Genomic DNA, 18,170 nt, shown 5'->3' with positions numbered 1-18,170 from the left:
TGCATCCCTCTACGTAGCTTCTCGCAACTCGTGACAAACTGGGAGCCGTGACTCGACCAGGTTCCAGGCCCCCCGCGCGTTCGTCCGCAGTTGCTGCCGCCATGAGCGGCGCAGTCGACTTGTCCGCCTTCAAAGAGCGGGCCACGGCCCCACCACCGCCGCGTAACACCAGCGGCGACGGGGCCGTTTCTGCTGTCTCCGGGGCAGTGATCGAGGTGACCGAGGAGAACTTCGAAAGCGAAGTCCTGCTGAAGTCGAGCCAGGTGCCGGTGATCGTCAACATCGGTGGCCGCGCATACGAGCCCTCGGTCGTATTCACCGAAGTTCTCGAATCATTTGCAGCGCGAGCCGGCGGCAAGTGGATTCTTGCCAACGTCGACGTCGACGTGAGTCCTCGCATCGCGCAGGCTTTCGGCGTCCAGTCGGTGCCGACGGTTGTTGCCGTCGCGGCCGGTCAGCCGTTGGCCGATTTCCAGGGCGCTCAGCCGGAGGCGCAGCTCAGCCAGTGGTTCGACGCAGTCCTCCAAGCTGTCGAGGGCAAGTTGAGTGGGCCGGTCTCCGACGCGGACGAACCGGTGGAGGAGGTCGAGGATCCTCGCTTCGTGGCCGCTGAAACCGCGCTGGACGAGGGCGATCTCGACGCCGCCATCGCTGCGTACCAGGAAATTCTCGACGCCGAACCCAACAATGCGGAGGCCAAGAGCGCTGTCCGCCAGGTGAAGTTCATGGCTCGGGTTCAGGGTGTCGATCCCGAGTCGATTGCGGCCGCGGATGCTGATCCGTCCGATCTCGAACTGCAGTTCGCTGCGGCCGACCTGGAAATGTTCGCCCAGCAACCCGAGGCGTCGTTCGCGCGCTTGATCTCGGTGGTCTCGCGAACTGCCGGCGACGACAAGGCTGCCGCTCGGACGCGCCTGCTCGAACTGTTCGAACTGTTCGACCCGGCAGAACCGATCGTCATCGCGGCCCGTCGTAAGTTGGCTTCCGCTCTCTACTGACGTGTGGACCGGCAGTCGCTACTCCGTGTAGCGGCTGTCGCACACTTCCCGGCCACCGAGAACGCCGGTCCGGAACGCGTCGACACGTGCGAACCCGCTCGGAACCGTCTCACCGTTGACGTCACTGGCAGCCAGGCCGTCGGTCAGCAGCCCCGATACGGCTTCGTCGAGGTCGCCGGGGGAGAGTGTGACCTGTGCTCCGGACGCCGCGGCGTTGGTGGGACTGAGTGCTGCGGTGATGACGCCGGACAAGCAGGCCGCGCGCAGGGCAGTCTGCGGAGTGTCGAGCGATTGGCCGTTCTCCTTCTGCATCGCGAGGGTGTACCTCGACGCGAGCAGGACATAGGCGTTGTAGTCACCGGTGATGTTGGTCTGGATCAACTCGCGTCGCCCGACGCGACCCGGCGTGCCGCGCTCGGCAAGGTCGTCGACGCTGATTCCGATGGTGTTCGTCGACGGGCAGTACGAGATGGGTTCGGTCGCAACGGCATCGCTGCACCCGGTGTCTGCGCCGGTGAACACGACCTTCGGTGGCTGCGGTAGATCGAAGATCGCTTGGAAGGTCTTCACGAACTCGTCGAGAGTTGCCTCGGTGACGGGCAGTTCTCCGGAATCGTTGCCCTCGGCGAACTGCTGCGGGAGGTCTGCACGCCGTGACTCGATTTCGTCGGCGTCCATCTTCGCGCACGCACCGGCGCCGTCGGTGAAGCCGATCTGAGTGGCGGTGACGCGCTCGAACGCCGAACCATGGTGGCTCTCAGGATCATTAGGGTCTTCGTCGCGGATGGCGACCGCCGACGCCAACACCTTGTTGAGTCCGTCGGAGGTGTTCATCGTGAAGTGCGCGGCCTTGTCCTCGGCGACGTGCCGCAAGAAGGCGCCACCGAAACAGTCGGCTTGCTGTTCGCGCACCAGGGCTGCGTCTCGTTTACCGCCGACGATCCCGGCCTTGCGTTGAACGGCATGGCCGTACTCGTGCGCAAAGATGAACGCGACGGCCACTTCACCGAACTTCTCCCGCACCTCGGGCAGCAGCAATTCACGATCCCAACCGATGGTGTGATCGATGCTGCAGTACCCGGCGTTGATGAGTTCTTCGGTGGTCTCCTCACAGAAGTCCGGGCCGTTCGATTCGGTGGGGTCCCACGAGATCAGCTCGTCGACCGGTTCGAAGGGCTTGTCGAACAGAGCCGGGTACTCGGCGGCCCAGTAGGTTTCGATGTCTGTGATGGCGTTGGCTGCCAGCGCGTCGATGTCCCCGCCGTCGGTGCCGGTGATTGCTCGGTCGGCGTTGGGGGCTCCCGGACGCAACCCACTTGGTCCTGCCGTTGCGTCGAGTCCGGCGACGCGGAAGGGATCGTGATAAATCGAGACGGCGTGGCCACTCGTTCCCTGGGCACAACCGGCGAGCAGTGCTGCCACTGCCAACAGTGACGACGTGACAATGACTACTCGCCGGCCGACCATCAACGCTCCAGACTTATCCAAATCGCTCCAGCAGCTGGCAGCGCCACCTGTGCGGAGGCTGGCCGACCGTGCCACGAATGCGACGTTGCTGTGACCGCTCCGAGGTTCCCGACTCCGGAGCCGCCGTACACCTCGGCATCGGTGTTGAGAATTTCCACCCATCGGCCGGGCTCTGGTAGCCCGACGCGGTAGCTCGAGTGCTCACTGCCCGAGAAGTTGAACAGGCAGGCGACAATCGAACCGTCAGTACCGTAACGCAGAAAACTGAGGACGTTGTTCTCGGTGTCGTTGGCGTCGATCCAGGAGTATCCACCGGGCGAGGTGTCGAGGGTCCACATGGCCGGATGACGTCGGTACGCGGAGTTGAGATCGCCGACCAGTCGCTGGACGCCGCGATGGAGAGTGCCGGTGTACTGATCGTCGAGCTGCCACCAGTCGAGGCCGCGTTCTTCCGACCATTCCGCACTCTGACCGAATTCCTGTCCCATGAACAGCAGTTGCTTGCCTGGATGCGCCCACATGTATGCAAGCAGTGAGCGCAGGCCGGACGCCTTGGCGAAGTCGTTCCCGGGCATCCGGGTCCACAGAGTTCCTTTGCCGTGCACCACTTCGTCATGGCTGATCGGTAGCAGGTAGTTCTCACTCCACGCGTACATCAGTGAGAACGTGATCTCGTGATGGTGGTAGGTCCGGTGTACCGGGTCGTGACCGAGGAACCCGAGGGTGTCGTGCATCCACCCCATGTTCCACTTCATGTTGAATCCGAGGCCGCCGACATTGGTCGCCCGAGTGACTCCGGGCCACGCCGTCGACTCCTCGGCGACGGTGACGACTCCTCGATGGTTCTTGTGGACGGTGGCGTTCATCTCCTGCAGGAACGCAACGGCTTCGAGATTCTCGCGGCCGCCGTGAATGTTGGGAGTCCATCCACCTTCCGGGCGTGAGTAATCCAGGTACAGCATCGATGCGACGGCGTCGACGCGCAGTCCGTCGATGTGGAACTCCTCGAGCCAGAAGAGCGCGTTGGCGACGAGGAAGTTTCGGACCTCGCGGCGACCGAAGTCGAATACGTATGTGCCCCAGTCCAACTGCTCGCCGCGACGCGGATCGGCGTGCTCGTACAGGGGAGTTCCGTCGAAACGAGCCAGGGCCCACTCGTCTTTGGGGAAGTGTGCAGGCACCCAGTCGACGATGACACCTATCCCTGCGGCGTGCAGGTGGTCGACGAACCAGCGGAAGTCGTCCGGGGTGCCGAAGCGGGAGGTCGGTGCGTAGTACGAGGTGACCTGGTATCCCCACGATCCACCGAACGGATGCTCGGAGACGGGCAGCAGTTCGACGTGGGTGAATCCGGTTTCGGTGACGTAGACGGCGAGTTGCTCGGCCATCTGCCGGTAGTCGAGCCCGGGACGCCACGATCCGAGGTGCACCTCGTACACGCTCATCGGGGACTGCGAAGGATCGACACCGGCGCGGGTTTCGAGCCAGGCCGCGTCGTTCCACTCATGCGAACTGGTGGTCACTCGCGATGCAGTCGCCGGCGGGACCTCGGTACCGAATGCCATGGGATCGGCCTTGTCGCGAACGGAGCCGTCGTGGCCGTGGACCCGGAACTTGTACAGCGAACCGACTGCGATGTCGGGCAGGAAGAGTTCCCAGACCCCAGTGGATCCGAGGACTCGCATGGGGGCGAATTGCCCACTCCACCCGTCGAAGTCGCCGACGACGGTCACGCCGCGGGCGGCCGGAGCCCAGACGGCGAACGAGGTGCCGTCGACGGGTCCGTCCGGTGTCTCGTAAGAACGCGGATGTGCACCGAGGATGTCCCACAGTCGTTCGTGCCGACCTTCGCCGAACAGGTGTAGGTCGAGTTCACCGAGAGTAGGCAGGAACCGGTAAGGGTCGGCTGCGAGAACCGTGTGTCCACCCGGGTACGTCACGGAATAGCGATAGTCGATCAGGTCGGGGTAGGGGACCAGAGCCGCGAAGATTCCGTTCGAAACATGTTCGAGAGGAAAGTTTTTGCCGCCGATGACGGCGCTGACGGACTCGGCGTTGGGACGCAACGCTCGCAGAACGGTGCCGTCGGCGTGGGGATGGGCGCCGAGGACACTGTGCGGATCGTGATGTTCACCGCGCGCCAACAGCTCCAGATCGTGATTGTCCGGTGCGATACCCGAAGGGAACTTCTCGGTTGACATCACTTGCCTCCACCTGCGCGGTGCGCATTGCGTGCTTGGTAGGCCAGAGAGATCCGGGCCGGATACGGAACGGGTGGGAGCGCGAGGATGTGCGCCACCGAACGCCAGGGCTCGAGGCGGACGAAATTGGCTTGGCCCCAATTGAACTGCTCACCGGTTACCTCGTCGAGCACGGTCATGTGGTCGTGCCATTCGCGTCCGAGCGCCGGCATGTCCAACCAGACGGTGCCCTCTTCTGCAGCGAACGGGTTGAGGTTGATCACCGTCAGGACGGCGTCACCGGTCGAGGCGTCGAACTTCGAGTAGGCGATCAACGCGTCGTTGTCGATGTGGTGAAAGTGCAGGTTCCGCAACTGCTGCAGGGCCGGGTGTGCACGCCGGATGCGATTGAGTGCGGTGATCCACGGCTCGAGAGATTCGCCTCGCGCTGCTGCTTCGGCGAAACGGCGCGGCCGAAGTTCGTACTTCTCGGAGTCGAGGTATTCCTCGCTGCCGGGGCGAACGGCTTGGTGTTCGTAGAGTTCGTAACCGGAGTAGACGCCCCACGTCGGCGCCAGGGTGGCGGCGAGAGCTGCTCGTAGAGCGAACATTCCGGGCCCACCGTGCTGGAGGGACTCGTGCAGGATGTCCGGCGTGTTCACGAAGAGGTTCGGTCGGGCTTCGTCGGCCTTCGCCGCCAGCTCGTTACCGAATTCGGTGAGTTCCCACTTCGCAACTCGCCAGGTGAAGTACGTGTACGACTGCGTGAACCCGCGCCGGGCAAGGCCGTACATGCGCGCCGGACGAGTGAATGCCTCGGCGAGGAACAGGACGTCGGGGTCGGTCTTCTTGACCTCAGAGATGAGCGTCTCCCAGAAGTTCGGCGGCTTGGTGTGTGGGTTGTCGACCCGGAAGATCTTGACTCCGGCACTGATCCAGTGTCGGACGACTCGCAGGATTTCCTTGTCCAGACCGCGAGGATCGGTGTCGAAGTTGATCGGGTAGATGTCCTGATACTTCTTGGGCGGGTTCTCGGCGTAGGCGATGGTGCCGTCGGGAAGGACGTTGAACCACTCCGGATGCTTCTTGGCCCATGGATGATCCGGGGCGCACTGCAGCGCGAGATCCAGTGCCACTTCGAGATCGAGCTTGCGGGCCGCCGCGACGAAGGCCTTGAAGTCCTTGAGCGTGCCGAGTTGCGGGTGAACAGCGTCGTGCCCGCCGTCGACCGAGCCGATGGCCCACGGCGAGCCGACGTCACCGGGTTCGGGAGTGAGAGTGTTGTTGCGTCCCTTGCGGTTGATCTCGCCGATGGGATGGATCGGCGGAAGGTAGACGACGTCGAAACCCATTGCGGCGATGCGGGGTAGGTCTTCGGCCGAGGTTCGGAAAGTACCGTGTTGCGGCACCCCGTTCTCGTCCCAACCGCCCGTCGAGCGGGGGAAGAACTCGTACCACGATCCGAACAGTGCACGGTTGCGATCGACGACGACGGGGTGGGACTCGCCCTTGGTGACCAGTTCACGGAGCGGAGTGGCGCGGAGCAGTTCGGCGACGTCGGAGGCGAAGGCCGGCGCGACGCGAGCAGTCAGCGCCTGATCGCTGCGCAGCGACGCCGTGACGGCCTCGAGCCTGGACCTGTTGCCCCGCGGTACCTCGTGCGCGGCCTGTTCGAACAGGCGCGCACCGATTTCCAGGTCGTTGGCCAACTCGGCCGCCCCCTGCCCGACGGCGAGCTTTGCTTCCACGGCGTGCTTCCAGGTGGCGATGGGATCGCTCCACGCCTCGATCCGAAATGACCACATTCCTTCGGCGGACGGTGTGAACACCGCGTCGACGGTGTCCGGTTCGGTGCCGGGGTCCATCGGAATGCGCAGCGGCTTGGTACCGCGCGGACCACGCACGACCAAAGTGGCGGAAATGGCGTCGTGGCCTTCTCGCCACACGGTTGCGTGCACTGGGAAGACTTCACCGACCACGGCCTTTGCCGGATAGTTACCCGAGATCTCGGGTACCACGTCGTCGATACCGAGGCGTCCTGACACGGGAAGCTCCATTTCTGGTGATGGATCGCGGTAAAACTTTCTTTCGCCGGGTTCAACCGTAGTGGGTGCGGCGCCGGAGTGCTGATAACGACGAATTCGGGTCTGTCGGTGGTCAGGTCGGCTCGGGCGTTCGGTTCCACCGGACAGAGTGCAAGGAACTCGACTAGGGTTCGCGGGGTGAAAGCCTTGCGTCGGTTCACTGTCCGAGCCCACCTTCCGGAGCGCCTCGCCGCGCTCGGCCCCCTGTCCACCAACCTTCGGTGGTCGTGGCATCCCGAGACACAGGATCTGTTCTCGCGACTCGACCCCGAACTCTGGCAAGCAGTCCAGTTCGATCCGGTCCGCATGCTCGGGGAAGTCGACCCCACCCGTCTCGACGAACTCAGCAGTGACGAGGCATTTCTCGGTGACCTCGACACTGCAGCAGCCGATCTCGATGCTTATCTGAGCACCCCGCGCTGGTACCAATCCCAGCAGGCCAAGGGCACATCGTCAGCCGGCGGAATTGCGTACTTCTCCATGGAGTTCGGAGTCAGCGAAGTTCTGCCCAACTACTCCGGTGGATTGGGCATCCTGGCGGGCGATCACCTCAAGGCCGCGTCCGACCTCGGGTTGCCGCTCATCGGCGTCGGACTGCTCTACCGATCCGGCTACTTCCGCCAGTCGCTGACCGCCGACGGTTGGCAGGCCGAGCACTACCCGCCGCACGACCCTCAAGGGTTGCCTCTTCGTTTGCTGACGGACGCAGGCCCGGCTTCCGAAGACGGATCGCCGGTCGTCATTCACGTCGCCATGCCCGGTGGCCGGGTGCTGCGTGCGCGAGTGTGGATCGCTCAGGTCGGACGAGTGCCGTTGCTGCTGCTCGATTCCGACATCGCCGAGAACGACGCGGATCTGCGCGGCGTCACGGACCGTCTCTACGGCGGGGACCAGGATCACCGCATCAAGCAGGAGATCCTCGCGGGTATCGGCGGCGTCCGCGCGGTGCGCGCCTACACCGCGGCGTACGGATTGCCCGATCCCGAGGTGTTCCACATGAACGAGGGGCATGCCGGATTCCTCGGCATCGAACGGATTCGGGAACTTGTCACCACCAGCGGTCTGGACTTCGATTCGGCTCTGGCCGCGGTCCGTGCCGGAACGGTCTTCACGACGCACACTCCGGTTCCCGCCGGAATCGACCGCTTCCCGGCGGATCTGGTCCGTCACTACTTCGGCGGAGCGAACGGCGAGAACGAATCGAGTTTGCTTCCCGGCCTGACCGTCGACCGCATCGTCGGGATGGGGCGTGAAGCCGATCCGTCGATCTTCAACATGGCGCACATGGGTCTTCGCCTGGGCCAGCGAGCCAACGGCGTCTCGAAGTTGCACGGCATCGTCAGCCGCGACATGTTCAACGGTCTCTGGCCGGGCTTCGACGCCGACGAGGTGCCGATCGGTTCGGTCACCAACGGTGTTCACGCGCCGACGTGGGCGGCGCCGGAGTGGATGGACGTGGCCAGGCGGATCGTCGGTCAGGAGCAACTCGAAGAAGCGCGCGGGTGGGAGCGCCTGCACGAGTTGTCGGCAACCGAACTGTGGGAAACACGTAATGCGTTGCGCGGCAAGTTGGTCGACGAAGTTCGTCGTCGCGTCCGAGCGTCCTGGCTCGAACGCGGCGCGACCGAGGCCGAACTCGGCTGGACCACTGGAGTATTCGATCCCAACGTCTTGACAGTCGGATTCGCGAGGCGCGTTCCGACGTACAAGCGGTTGACGCTGATGCTGCGTGATCCCGAGCGTCTGCGTGCGATGTTGCTCGACGAGAAACGTCCGGTGCAGTTGGTGGTGGCCGGCAAGTCGCACCCCGCCGACGACGGCGGTAAGGCACTCATCCAGCAGGTCGTGCGGTTCGCCGACGAAGCGGATGTGCGTCACCGCATCGTCTTCCTGCCTGATTACGACATGTCGATGGCCCGCTACTTGTACTGGGGCTGCGACGTGTGGCTCAACAACCCGCTTCGCCCCCTCGAGGCGTGCGGTACTTCCGGCATGAAATCCGCGCTCAACGGCGGCCTCAACCTCTCCATTCGCGACGGATGGTGGGACGAGATGTACGACGGCGAGAACGGGTGGGCCATTCCGACGGCCGACGGTGTTCTCGACGACGTGCGGCGTGACGATCTGGAAGCCAGCGCCCTCTACGAACTTCTCGAGCACGCGGTACTGCCGACGTTCTACGACCGTGATGCAGCCGATCTGCCGACGCGCTGGGTCGAGAGGGTTCGCCACACCCTCGAGAATCTGGGCCCGAAGGTGTTGGCATCACGCATGGTTCGTGACTACGCCGTCGACTACTACGCCCCTTCGGCGGAATCAGCTCGAGCGGTAGTGGCGGACGATTTTGCCGGCGCGCGTGAGGTGGCCGAGTTCCGTCGCCGTATCGAGTCGCAGTGGCCGTCGGTCGCCGTCGAGCAGGTGGATGGTTCCGGCCTGCCGGACACCCCGGAGATCGGTGCGACCATCTCTTTGAAAGCCAAGGTCCGCCTCGGCGGCTTGTCGGTCTCGGATGTGGAGGTTCAGGCAGTCCTGGGACGCGTCAGCCCAGGCGAGGAACTCACCGACGTGGTGACGTTCCCGATGACGCACTTCGGCGCCGAGGACGGAACCGAGATCTTCGAAGCCGAGGTTGCGCTTCCGGTCTCCGGCTCCGTGGGATACACCGTGCGGGTGCTGCCGCATCACCGGTTGTTGGTCGATGCGTCCGAACTCGGGTTGGTGACCACTCCGAGCGTCTGACGTATTGCATTCTGCCCCGGTCCGTTCGGTCGGTACCGGGGCAGAATTGTGCCCGCGTGAGAACTGGGTCAGGGACGTGAGTCGCGGATGCGGGTGAGCGCCTTGCGGACGACTTCGGGGTTGGTCGTCTCCCAGAACGGAGGCAGCGATGCGCGAAGGTAACCCGCGTATCTCGCCGTGGCCAGACGCGGATCGAGCACGGCCACCACGCCCTTGTCGTCGGTGCTACGAAGCAGACGGCCGACGCCCTGTGCCAGGAGCAGCGCCGCGTGATTGGCCGAGACGCTGAGAAAGCCGTTACCGCCATGGGATTCGATGGCTTGTTGGCGAGCCATCAACAGTGGATCGTCCGGGCGCGGGAACGGAATCCGGTCCAAGATGACGAGGCTCAGCGATGGGCCAGGGACATCGACGCCCTGCCACAGGGACAACGTGCCGAACAGTGACGTGGGTTCGTCCTTGGCGAAGGCCTTGACGAGGGTGCCGGTGGCGTCGTCGCCCTGGCACAGGATGGGGGTGTCGAGGCGTTCACGCATCGCCTCCGAGGCGGCTTTGGCGGCGCGCATCGAGGAGAACAAGCCGAGGGTGCGTCCGCCCGCAGCCTCGACGAGTTCGGCGATCTCGTCGAGATAGACCGGGGAGAGGCCGTCGCGGCCGGGCGTGGGCAGGTGGCGGGCAATGTAGATGATGCCGGCCTTGGCATGGTCGAAGGGCGACCCGACGTCGAGTGAGTTCCAGCGGAAAGCCGAAGCGTCAGAAGGTGCTTCGGTGCCGATGGCGGTACCCGAGTCGGGGCGCGCGGACGATTCCGCAGGAAGACCCCAGTTGACGGCGAGACCGTCGAACGATCCGCCGACGGTCAGCGTCGCGGAAGTGAGAACGACGGTGGATTCGGCGAACAGTCGCGAGCGCAGCAATCCGCCGACCGAGAGCGGAGCCATCCGGACGGAGCGCCGCACCGATCCGCGGAACTCGTCCGAGGACAGCCAGACGACGTCCTTGCGCTTGGCCGGGTCGGGTTCGTCGAAAGCGGTGAGAATACGCACGGCACTGTCGTGGACGTCGTCGACGGACGAGAGTGCGGCGTTGCGGGCCGCAGCGGCTTCGGGATCTGCAGCAGCCATACCCGGTTTGGCCGGACCGATAGCGGTGCGCAGCGACCAGGCCGCGTCGCGGATCGCAGCCAGTGCGGGTGCCGCCCCGTCCGGGAGGCCTTCCCAGCGACCTGGGCGCAATTCCTCGAGGAGTCCAGCCCACCCCTCGCCGGCAGCTTCGAGGCGATCGGCATCCTGCTCTTCGGCGATCTTGCCGCAACGCCGGGCCGCGGCACTGATCGACGCGGCAGTGAGATCGGCCGTGGCGACGCCGGTGACGCGGTCGACCAACTCGTGGGCCTCGTCGATCACCACGACGTCGTGGTCAGGCAGGATCTGGATGCCGGTGATGGCGTCGATCGCGAGCAGTGCGTGGTTGGTGACCACTACGTCGGCCTTCGACGCCTCGACTCGGGCGCGCTCGGCGAAGCAGTCCTCACCGACCGGGCACTGGTTCTTACCGATGCATTCGCGGGAGGTGACACTGACCTGCCGCCACGCCTGATCGGATACGCCCGGCACCAATTCGTCCCGATCACCGGTTTCGGTGTCGGAGGACCATTCGGTGAGGCGGACGACCTCCCGGCCGAGACGCGAGACCGTGAACGGATCGAACAACTCGTCCTCGGGTGGCTGCTCGGACGCGCCGGTATGGATCTTGTTCATGCACAGATAGTTGTTGCGGCCCTTGAGGATTGCGAACTCTGCGCGTCGGCCGAGTGGCTTCTTCAGGGCATCGGCGAGTCGAGGCAGATCTCGGTCGACGAGCTGACGCTGCAGCGCGATGGTGGCGGTGGACACGACCACGGTGCGTCCCGATTCGACCGCGTGGCGCAGGCTCGGAACGAGGTAGGCGAGCGACTTACCGGTACCGGTGCCGGCCTGGACGGCCAGATGCTCGCCGGTGTCGATCGAGTGCGCCACGGCGGACGCCATCGTCAGCTGACTGGTTCGTTCGGCACCGCCGAGCGACCGCACCGCTGTCTGGAGCAGTTCGGGAACGTTCGGGAGTTGATCGGCCACCCACGAAGGTTAATGGATCCCTACGTCAGAAACGTCCACGGATGATTTCCGGGGTAGATCACCGGCATTCGAGTCTTCTTCCGGCGACGCCTCGTCTCGCCCGATCAGCTGCACTCCCGCCTCCCGCATCTGCACCAATGCCGACTCGATCGTGGCGGTCGACACACCAGCGGTGAAGGGGAGAAGGACAGTCGTGGCGAACCCCGCGCGCGCGGCATCGACGGCCGTGGCCTTGACACAGTGATCCGTGGCAATTCCGATCACGTCGACGTCGGTGATCTCGTGGGCGCGGAGCCAGTCCTCGAGCGTCGTGCCGTCCTCGGCTGCTCCTTCGAAACCGGAGTAGGCCGCGCTGTAGGCGCCCTTGGAGAAGATCGCCGACCCGGCGACGGAAGCGTCGAACGCCGGATGGAACTCGGCGCCGGCTGTCCCGACGACGCAGTGAACCGGCCAGCTGTCGATGAAGTCGGGATTCTCGGAGAAGTGCGCCCCAGGGTCGATGTGGAAATCGCGAGTCGCGACTACGGCGTCGTACTCGTGGGAGTTGACGAAATCGTTGACGGCTCCCGCAACCGCAGCACCGCCTTCGACTGCAAGAGCGCCACCTTCGCAGAAATCGTTCTGAACGTCGACAATTATCAGTGCTTTTGCGCTCACTGGTGCTCACCTACGGTGAATCGAACGGGCACAGCCGAGTCTCCGCGCGAGAGTTTGAGGCCTTCCCACGGCAGGCTCACGAGCCCTGCCTTCAGAACCGCTCTGCTCTCTTCGAGCGTCGGCGCGCTGTCGACGACCTTGCCTTCGCGAACCAGCGGGATCAGCAGTTCGGTCGCTCCGTCCGCCTCGGAGACAGGTGACGGTGATCCGGCGGGGTAGATGACTTCTTCGACGATCGTTCCGGTCGGACGCACTACGCGCAGTGCCTTCTTTGCGCCGCCGCGAGATGCCTTGTTGGTGCTTCTCTTCTCGACCGCGATTCCGTCGACCTCGACAAGTTTGTAGACCATGCCGGCGGTGGGGGCGCCTGATCCGGTGACCAGGGAAGTGCCGACGCCGTACGAGTCGACGGGTTCGGCGCGCAGAGCCGCGATCGCGTACTCGTCCAGGTCGCCGGAGACGACGATGCGTGTTTTGGTAGCACCGAGATCGTCGAGTTGTTGGCGTACCTGACGAGCAAGAACGCCGAGATCGCCGGAGTCGATGCGAACCCCGCCCAGCTCGGGACCGGCAACGGCGACAGCCGTTTTCACACCCTCGGTGATGTCGTAGGTATCGACGAGCAACGTGGTGGATACGCCGAGTGCCGCGACCTGACCGCGGAATGCCGCTGCCTCGTCCGGACCGTCTTCGGTGGTGTGCAGGAGAGTGAAGGCGTGCGCGCTGGTACCTGCACTGGGTACGTCGTGACGCCGCGCGGCTTCGAGGTTGGAGGTGGCGTCGAAGCCGGCGAGATACGCGGCACGTGAAGCGGCGACGGCGGCCTGTTCGTGTGTACGACGCGAGCCCATCTCGATCATCCGTCGACCGCCCGCTGCGCTCACCATGCGGGCTGCGGCCGAAGCGATCGCGCTGTCGTGGTTGAGGATCGAGAGAATCAAGGTTTCGAGGATGACGCACTCGGCGAACGTTCCGCGGACCGAGAGGATCGGTGATCCGGGGAAGTAGAAATCTCCCTCGCGGTAGCCGTCGATGTCACCGGAGAATCGATAGTTGCGCAGCCACTCGACGGTCGTGTCGTCGAGAAATTTTGCAACGATCGCCAGTTCCGGTTCACCGAACCGGAACTGCTCGAGTGCGTCGAGAAGGCGCTCGGTACCGGCGACGACGCCGTAGCGACGACCGTCTGGCAGCCGCCGTGCAAATACCTCGAAACTGCAGTTGCGGAAGGCAGATCCGTCGGCGAGAGCCGCCGAGAGCATGGTCAGTTCGTACTGATCGGTGAGCAGTGCGGTGCTGGCACCGGCGTCGCGGATGTCGGAAATTTGCGTAGGCACGCACACAACTCTATGCGCGAGACGACGTGGGTGGGTGTTGTCGCCTCTCGTCGCGCCGTACCCTGGATACATGGTTTTCGGCGGCGCGACCGTGTCCGGCACTTACTCGGCGAACGTAACGATGAGAGGCGCTACGGCTTCTTCTCCTCAAGCCACGCCCGAGCAGTCGGAGGCTGTTGCGACCATCGAAGCCGCAGATCGGCCCTGGGTGACCATCGTCTGGGACGACCCGGTCAATCTCATGCATTACGTGACTTACGTGTTCCAGAAGTTGTTCGGCTACAGCAAAGCCAAGGCCACCGACCTGATGATGCAGGTCCATTCGGAGGGCAAGGCCGTGGTCTCGAGCGGTTCGCGCGACAAGATGGAGGCCGATGTTCGTCGCCTCCACGCTGCCGGTCTCTGGGCCACGATGCAACGCGACGACACCTGAGAAAAGCACTTTTTCGACCGATTTGTTCGCCTAACTCGTAGACGGGAGTCCGACGCGTGCGGACGTGGAGTAGGAAGAGTTCACTCGGCGGAGTGAAGTTCAAATCCGAGATGGACGGCCACGAGGCGGCGGTTCTGCGCTCGCTCGTGGAGTCGGTGACCGGGCTTCTCGACGAGCGCGCGTCTTCGGCGCCGCAAGACGAGCTCGCCGCGCTGACGGGTCTTCGTACCGGAAATTCGGAGCCGCCCGACAATCCGGTGTTGGCGCGTTTGCTTCCCGACTTCCAGCGCACCGATCCGGACAAGGTCGCTCCGGACAGTGACGATCTCGACGACGCCGGCGCCAATGTCAACGGCGCGCTGCGCAGTTTGCACGAACCCGAGATCATCGACGCCAAGCGTGAGTCCGCTCGCATGTTGTTGGCTTCGCTTCCGGAGGCCGGCGGCAAGGTCGTTCTCACGCAGGAACAGGCCGACGCCTGGCTGTCCTCGCTCAACGACGTCCGTCTCGCGCTCGGAACCAATCTCGGCATCGACGCCGACACCCCGGAGAGCCTCGAACCCGACGACCCGCGAGCCCCGCATCTCGACGTCTATCACTGGTTGACGTGGATGCAGGACTCCCTCGTCCAGGCGCTCATGCCATGACCACAACGCGGACCGGGCCCACTGATTCACTGACAGATGTCGCCGGCCTCGCCGTCGGTCATCACCACAAGCTCGACGAGGGAGCCACTCTCGGAAGCGGCGCAGCCACCGGCTGCACGGTCGTGCTCGCGTCGGCCGGTGTGGTCGCCGGAGTCGACGTCCGGGGCGGCGGTCCGGGTACCCGCGAGACCGATCTGCTCGACCCGAGCCATTCGGTCCAGCAGGTCAATGCCGTGCTGTTGACCGGCGGTAGTGCCTACGGACTTGCCGCGGCCGACGGAGTGATGCGCTGGCTCGAGGAACACGATCACGGGATCGCGATGGGCGCTCCCGGCCAGGTGGTACCGATCGTGCCCGGCGCCGTGATCTTCGATCTGCCGGTGGGGGACTGGACCGTTCGTCCGACCGGCGATTTCGGATTCCTCGCTGCCGACACTGCTTCGCGCGAATTCGCCACCGGCACGGTCGGCGCGGGGGTAGGTGCCAGAGCCGGGGCGCTCAAGGGTGGGGTGGGAACGGCCAGCGTCGTGATCGTCGACGGCCCCGCCGAGGGGGCGACGGTCTCCGCCTTGATCGTGGCGAATCCGGTGGGTTCGGTCTTCGACCCCAGAACAGGCCTGCCGTGGGGCGTCGGCTCGGACGGCGCGGAGTCGTTCGGCCTCAGGCTCCCCGACGCGTCCGAACTCGCGGCGGCCAACGCCGTTGCAGCCAAGGGAACCGTCCTCAACACCACGATCGGTGTGGTCGCCACTGACGCCGCCTTGACGAAAGCCGGGTGCCGACGCGTCGCCGTCGCAGGTCATGACGGCCTGGCCCGAGCGATTCGGCCCGCACATTCGCCGCTCGACGGCGACACGATCTTTGCGCTCGCCACCGGTGATCACACTCCGAATTCGGAGATCACGGTTCCGGACGCTTTCCCGAACGAACTGCCGATACTCGACGCGGTGTGCGCGGCTTCGGCCCGGGTGGTCGAACGTGCGATCGTCACAGCGATTCTCGACGCCACGTCGGTAGCCGGAATCCCGAGCTACCGCGAACTCTTCCCGTCCGCATTTCTCTAGGCAGCACTCCTGGAATCGGCGGTAATCTCGAATTGAGCCTGGTCGCGAGTGACCGGATCAGAAGACCGGATCGACGGTGGAGGACGCACACGATGACGATGGATTTCAACAGTCCGGACTTCGGCACCCGGACGCCGGCACCGAAATCCGGTCCGCCCTCGGTGTGGAAGCAGTCGGCCGTGTTGGTGGGCGGCTTCGCGATCCTGCTCTACGTGATCGAGATCGTGGATGTCATCTCCGGTCAGAATGTCCAGAACGCCGGCGTCACCCCGCGCACGCTCGACGGCCTGTGGGGAATCCTGTTCGCCCCGGTGCTGCACGACGACTGGGGTCATCTGATCGCCAACACCATTCCGGTGCTGATCCTCGGATACCTCGTGCTGGTGTCGGGAATTGCGCGAGGACTCGCGGCGACCGGCATCATCTGGGTGATCGGCGGCGTCGGGACCTGGTTGTTCGCCGGCTCGAACTCGAATCACGTCGGTGCGTCCGTGCTGATCTTCGGCTGGGTCACCTACCTGCTGGTCCGCGGGTTCTTCACGCGGAGCTTCACACAGATCCTGATCGGCGTTGCCGTCTTCGTCGTGTACGGCGGAGTGCTGTGGGGCGTTCTGCCGAGCGATCCACGGGTTTCCTGGCAGGGGCATCTGTTCGGAGCGATCGGCGGCGTGGTGGCGGCCTGGGCGCTCACGTCGGGGGAGAGGGCTAAGCGTGCCGGGTCGGCGCCGGCCGTTCGACCACCGAGTTTCTGAACGGACGTGGGTCACACCCTCACTGCGGTGTGACTTCGACGCGCCAAAACCACCAAGAGCTTTTTCCCAGACGGGTAGACGTGGCAGCATGACCGGTATGCGCATGACCGTCCTGGGGTGTTCCGGCAGCGTCACGGGTCCGGATTCACCGGCTTCGGGATACCTGCTCACGGCACCGGGAACTCCGCCGCTCGTGATCGACTTCGGCCCGGGAGTTCTTGGGGCGTTGCAGCGATACGCCGATCCGGGCGAGGTGACGATCCTGCTTTCGCACCTTCATGCGGACCACTGTCTCGACATGCCCGGCCTGCTCGTCTGGCGTCGCTATCACCCCAACCCGCCGGTCGGCCGGGCTCTGGTTTACGGCCCCACCGACACCGCGTGCCGCATCGGAGTGTCCTCCGCCGAGTGCGCCGGCGAGATGGACGACATCTCCGACACCATCGACGTCCGGCTCTGGGCCGAGAACGAGCCGGTGACGTTCGGTGAACTGAGCGTCGTCGCCCGCCGGATGAATCATCCACCCGAGGCTTACGGTTTCCGGATCACCGGCGCCGACGGCCGCGTCCTCGTCTATACAGGCGACACCGGTATGTGCGACAACGTCGTCGAACTCGCGCGTGGTGCAGACGTGTTGCTCTCTGAAGCGTCGTGGACCGACAGTCCGGATCGCCCCGAGGGAGTTCACCTCTCCGGTAAGGAAGCCGGCCGTGTGGCTGCCCTCGCCGGCGTCAAGGAACTTCTCCTCACGCACATCCCGCCGTGGACATCGCGTGAAGACGTGATCGCCGAAGCGAAATCCGAATTCTCCGGACCGGTCCATGCCGTCTCCGCCGGAAGTGTCTACGACATCTGATTCCCCTCACATTCGGTGCAGCGCTCACCGGGCGACCGCTAGGCTCACGAAGGTGACTACACGAGAAGACGGTAGGGCGGACGACGAGCTCCGCACGGTCAAGATCACCCGCGGGTTCACCAGTCACCCGGCCGGATCCGTTCTGGTCGAGTTCGGGAACACTCGCGTCATGTGCACGGCCAGCGTCGAAGAGGGTGTACCCCGCTGGCGCAAGGGCTCCGGCTTGGGTTGGCTGACAGCCGAATACGCGATGCTTCCCGCCGCCACGCACACACGCAGTGGCCGCGAATCGGTCAAGGGCAAGGTCGGCGGCCGCACGCAGGAGATCAGTCGACTCATCGGCCGATCACTTCGAGCGTGCATCGATCTCGCGGCAATCGGTGAGAACACCATCGCCCTCGACTGTGATGTCCTCCAAGCCGACGGTGGCACTCGCACCGCGGCAGTGACGGGGGCATACGTGGCCCTGGTCGACGCCGTGACGTACCTGCGCGCAGCCGACCTGCTCTCCGACCCACAGCCCATCTCGTGTGGCATAGCGGCCGTCAGCGTCGGCGTCGTGGACGGACGAGTGCGCCTCGATCTTCCGTACGAAGAGGATTCGCGCGCCGAGGTCGATATGAATGTCGTGGCCACCGATACCGGCACGCTGGTGGAAATCCAGGGAACCGGTGAGGGCGCCACGTTCCCACGCTCGACGCTGGACAAGCTGCTCGACTCCGCTCTGGCTGGTTGTGAGCAACTTTTCGAGATCCAGCGTCAAGCGTTGGCCGAGCCGTATCCCGGGGTGCTACCCGAACCGAAGAATCCGGAACCCAAGAAGAAGTTCGGTGCCTGAG

The 18,170-nt window shown here is 64.7% G+C and carries 14 protein-coding genes; 8 read left to right on the top strand and 6 right to left on the bottom strand.

Annotated features, from left to right (window positions below; genetic code table 11):
- The first annotated feature begins 101 nt into the window (after nucleotides 1-101).
- Nucleotides 102-998, top strand: a complete 897-nt coding sequence (locus A0W34_RS18675; protein WP_030537899.1) for a tetratricopeptide repeat protein — start codon at nucleotides 102-104, stop codon at nucleotides 996-998.
- Between the two features lie 18 nt (nucleotides 999-1,016).
- Here the strand turns inward: A0W34_RS18675 and A0W34_RS18670 are convergent, their stop codons facing one another.
- The 3 genes from A0W34_RS18670 to A0W34_RS18660 are packed head-to-tail and all read right to left on the bottom strand — an operon-like array spanning nucleotide 1,017 to nucleotide 6,690.
- The gene (locus A0W34_RS18670) at nucleotides 1,017-2,465 is read right to left on the bottom strand and encodes a neutral zinc metallopeptidase (protein WP_081558073.1); all 1,449 of its coding nucleotides are present in this window, start codon (nucleotides 2,463-2,465) and stop codon (nucleotides 1,017-1,019) included.
- A complete protein-coding gene (gene glgB / locus A0W34_RS18665; protein WP_003945366.1) occupies nucleotides 2,465-4,666 on the bottom strand; it encodes a 1,4-alpha-glucan branching protein GlgB in 2,202 nt (733 codons plus the stop codon). Before glgB ends, A0W34_RS18670 begins: the two co-directional genes overlap by 1 nt.
- Complete coding sequence (locus A0W34_RS18660) at nucleotides 4,666-6,690, bottom strand: alpha-1,4-glucan--maltose-1-phosphate maltosyltransferase (protein ID WP_030537901.1); 2,025 nt, start codon at nucleotides 6,688-6,690, stop codon at nucleotides 4,666-4,668. The genes glgB and A0W34_RS18660 overlap by 1 nt, the downstream gene beginning before the upstream one ends.
- Nucleotides 6,691-6,867: 177 nt before the next feature.
- On the opposite strand from A0W34_RS18660, the gene glgP reads away from it, so the two are divergent.
- Nucleotides 6,868-9,468, top strand: a complete 2,601-nt coding sequence (gene glgP / locus A0W34_RS18655) for an alpha-glucan family phosphorylase (RefSeq protein ID WP_081558072.1) — start codon at nucleotides 6,868-6,870, stop codon at nucleotides 9,466-9,468.
- A 68-nt stretch (nucleotides 9,469-9,536) separates the two neighbouring features.
- Here glgP and A0W34_RS18650 read toward each other — a convergent pair whose 3' ends face one another.
- From A0W34_RS18650 to A0W34_RS18640, 3 genes are read right to left on the bottom strand one after another with little or no spacing between them, the layout of a single operon-like run.
- Entirely contained in the window at nucleotides 9,537-11,585 is a 2,049-nt protein-coding gene (locus tag A0W34_RS18650) for an ATP-dependent DNA helicase (RefSeq protein WP_058038870.1), read from the bottom strand.
- 9 nt (nucleotides 11,586-11,594) lie between these two features.
- Nucleotides 11,595-12,242, bottom strand: a complete 648-nt coding sequence (locus tag A0W34_RS18645; protein WP_081558071.1) for a nicotinamidase — start codon at nucleotides 12,240-12,242, stop codon at nucleotides 11,595-11,597.
- Nucleotides 12,239-13,579 (bottom strand): nicotinate phosphoribosyltransferase, encoded by a 1,341-nt coding sequence (locus tag A0W34_RS18640; RefSeq protein WP_198035657.1) that lies wholly within the window; start codon nucleotides 13,577-13,579, stop codon nucleotides 12,239-12,241. Before A0W34_RS18640 ends, A0W34_RS18645 begins: the two co-directional genes overlap by 4 nt.
- A gap of 121 nt (nucleotides 13,580-13,700) precedes the next feature.
- On the opposite strand from A0W34_RS18640, the gene clpS reads away from it, so the two are divergent.
- The 6 genes from clpS to rph all read left to right on the top strand — a co-directional run bounded on the left by clpS (nucleotide 13,701) and on the right by rph (nucleotide 18,169).
- Nucleotides 13,701-14,012, top strand: coding sequence for an ATP-dependent Clp protease adapter ClpS (gene clpS / locus A0W34_RS18635; RefSeq protein WP_029255695.1), 312 nt, complete (start codon nucleotides 13,701-13,703; stop codon nucleotides 14,010-14,012).
- 56 nt (nucleotides 14,013-14,068) lie between these two features.
- Nucleotides 14,069-14,659: an oxidative stress transcriptional regulator AosR gene (gene aosR, locus A0W34_RS18630; protein WP_042925785.1), complete on the top strand. Its 591-nt coding sequence runs from the start codon at nucleotides 14,069-14,071 to the stop codon at nucleotides 14,657-14,659.
- Complete coding sequence (locus A0W34_RS18625; RefSeq protein ID WP_081558069.1) at nucleotides 14,656-15,723, top strand: P1 family peptidase; 1,068 nt, start codon at nucleotides 14,656-14,658, stop codon at nucleotides 15,721-15,723. The genes aosR and A0W34_RS18625 overlap by 4 nt, the downstream gene beginning before the upstream one ends.
- 92 nt (nucleotides 15,724-15,815) lie before the next feature.
- On the top strand, nucleotides 15,816-16,475 hold the full coding sequence (locus A0W34_RS18620) for a rhomboid family intramembrane serine protease (RefSeq protein WP_007733273.1): 660 nt from the start codon (nucleotides 15,816-15,818) through the stop codon (nucleotides 16,473-16,475).
- 97 nt (nucleotides 16,476-16,572) lie between these two features.
- The gene (locus A0W34_RS18615; RefSeq protein WP_007733274.1) at nucleotides 16,573-17,331 is read left to right on the top strand and encodes a cyclic nucleotide-degrading phosphodiesterase; all 759 of its coding nucleotides are present in this window, start codon (nucleotides 16,573-16,575) and stop codon (nucleotides 17,329-17,331) included.
- Between the two features lie 52 nt (nucleotides 17,332-17,383).
- Nucleotides 17,384-18,169 (top strand): ribonuclease PH, encoded by a 786-nt coding sequence (gene rph, locus A0W34_RS18610; protein ID WP_003945332.1) that lies wholly within the window; start codon nucleotides 17,384-17,386, stop codon nucleotides 18,167-18,169.
- Nucleotide 18,170 lies beyond the last annotated feature (1 nt).

Origin of the sequence: Rhodococcus sp. BH4, from assembly GCF_002079265.1 — a bacterium.
Classification (GTDB): Bacteria; Actinomycetota; Actinomycetes; order Mycobacteriales; family Mycobacteriaceae; genus Rhodococcus_F; species Rhodococcus_F qingshengii.
This window is presented reverse-complemented; position numbering and strand designations above follow the sequence as displayed.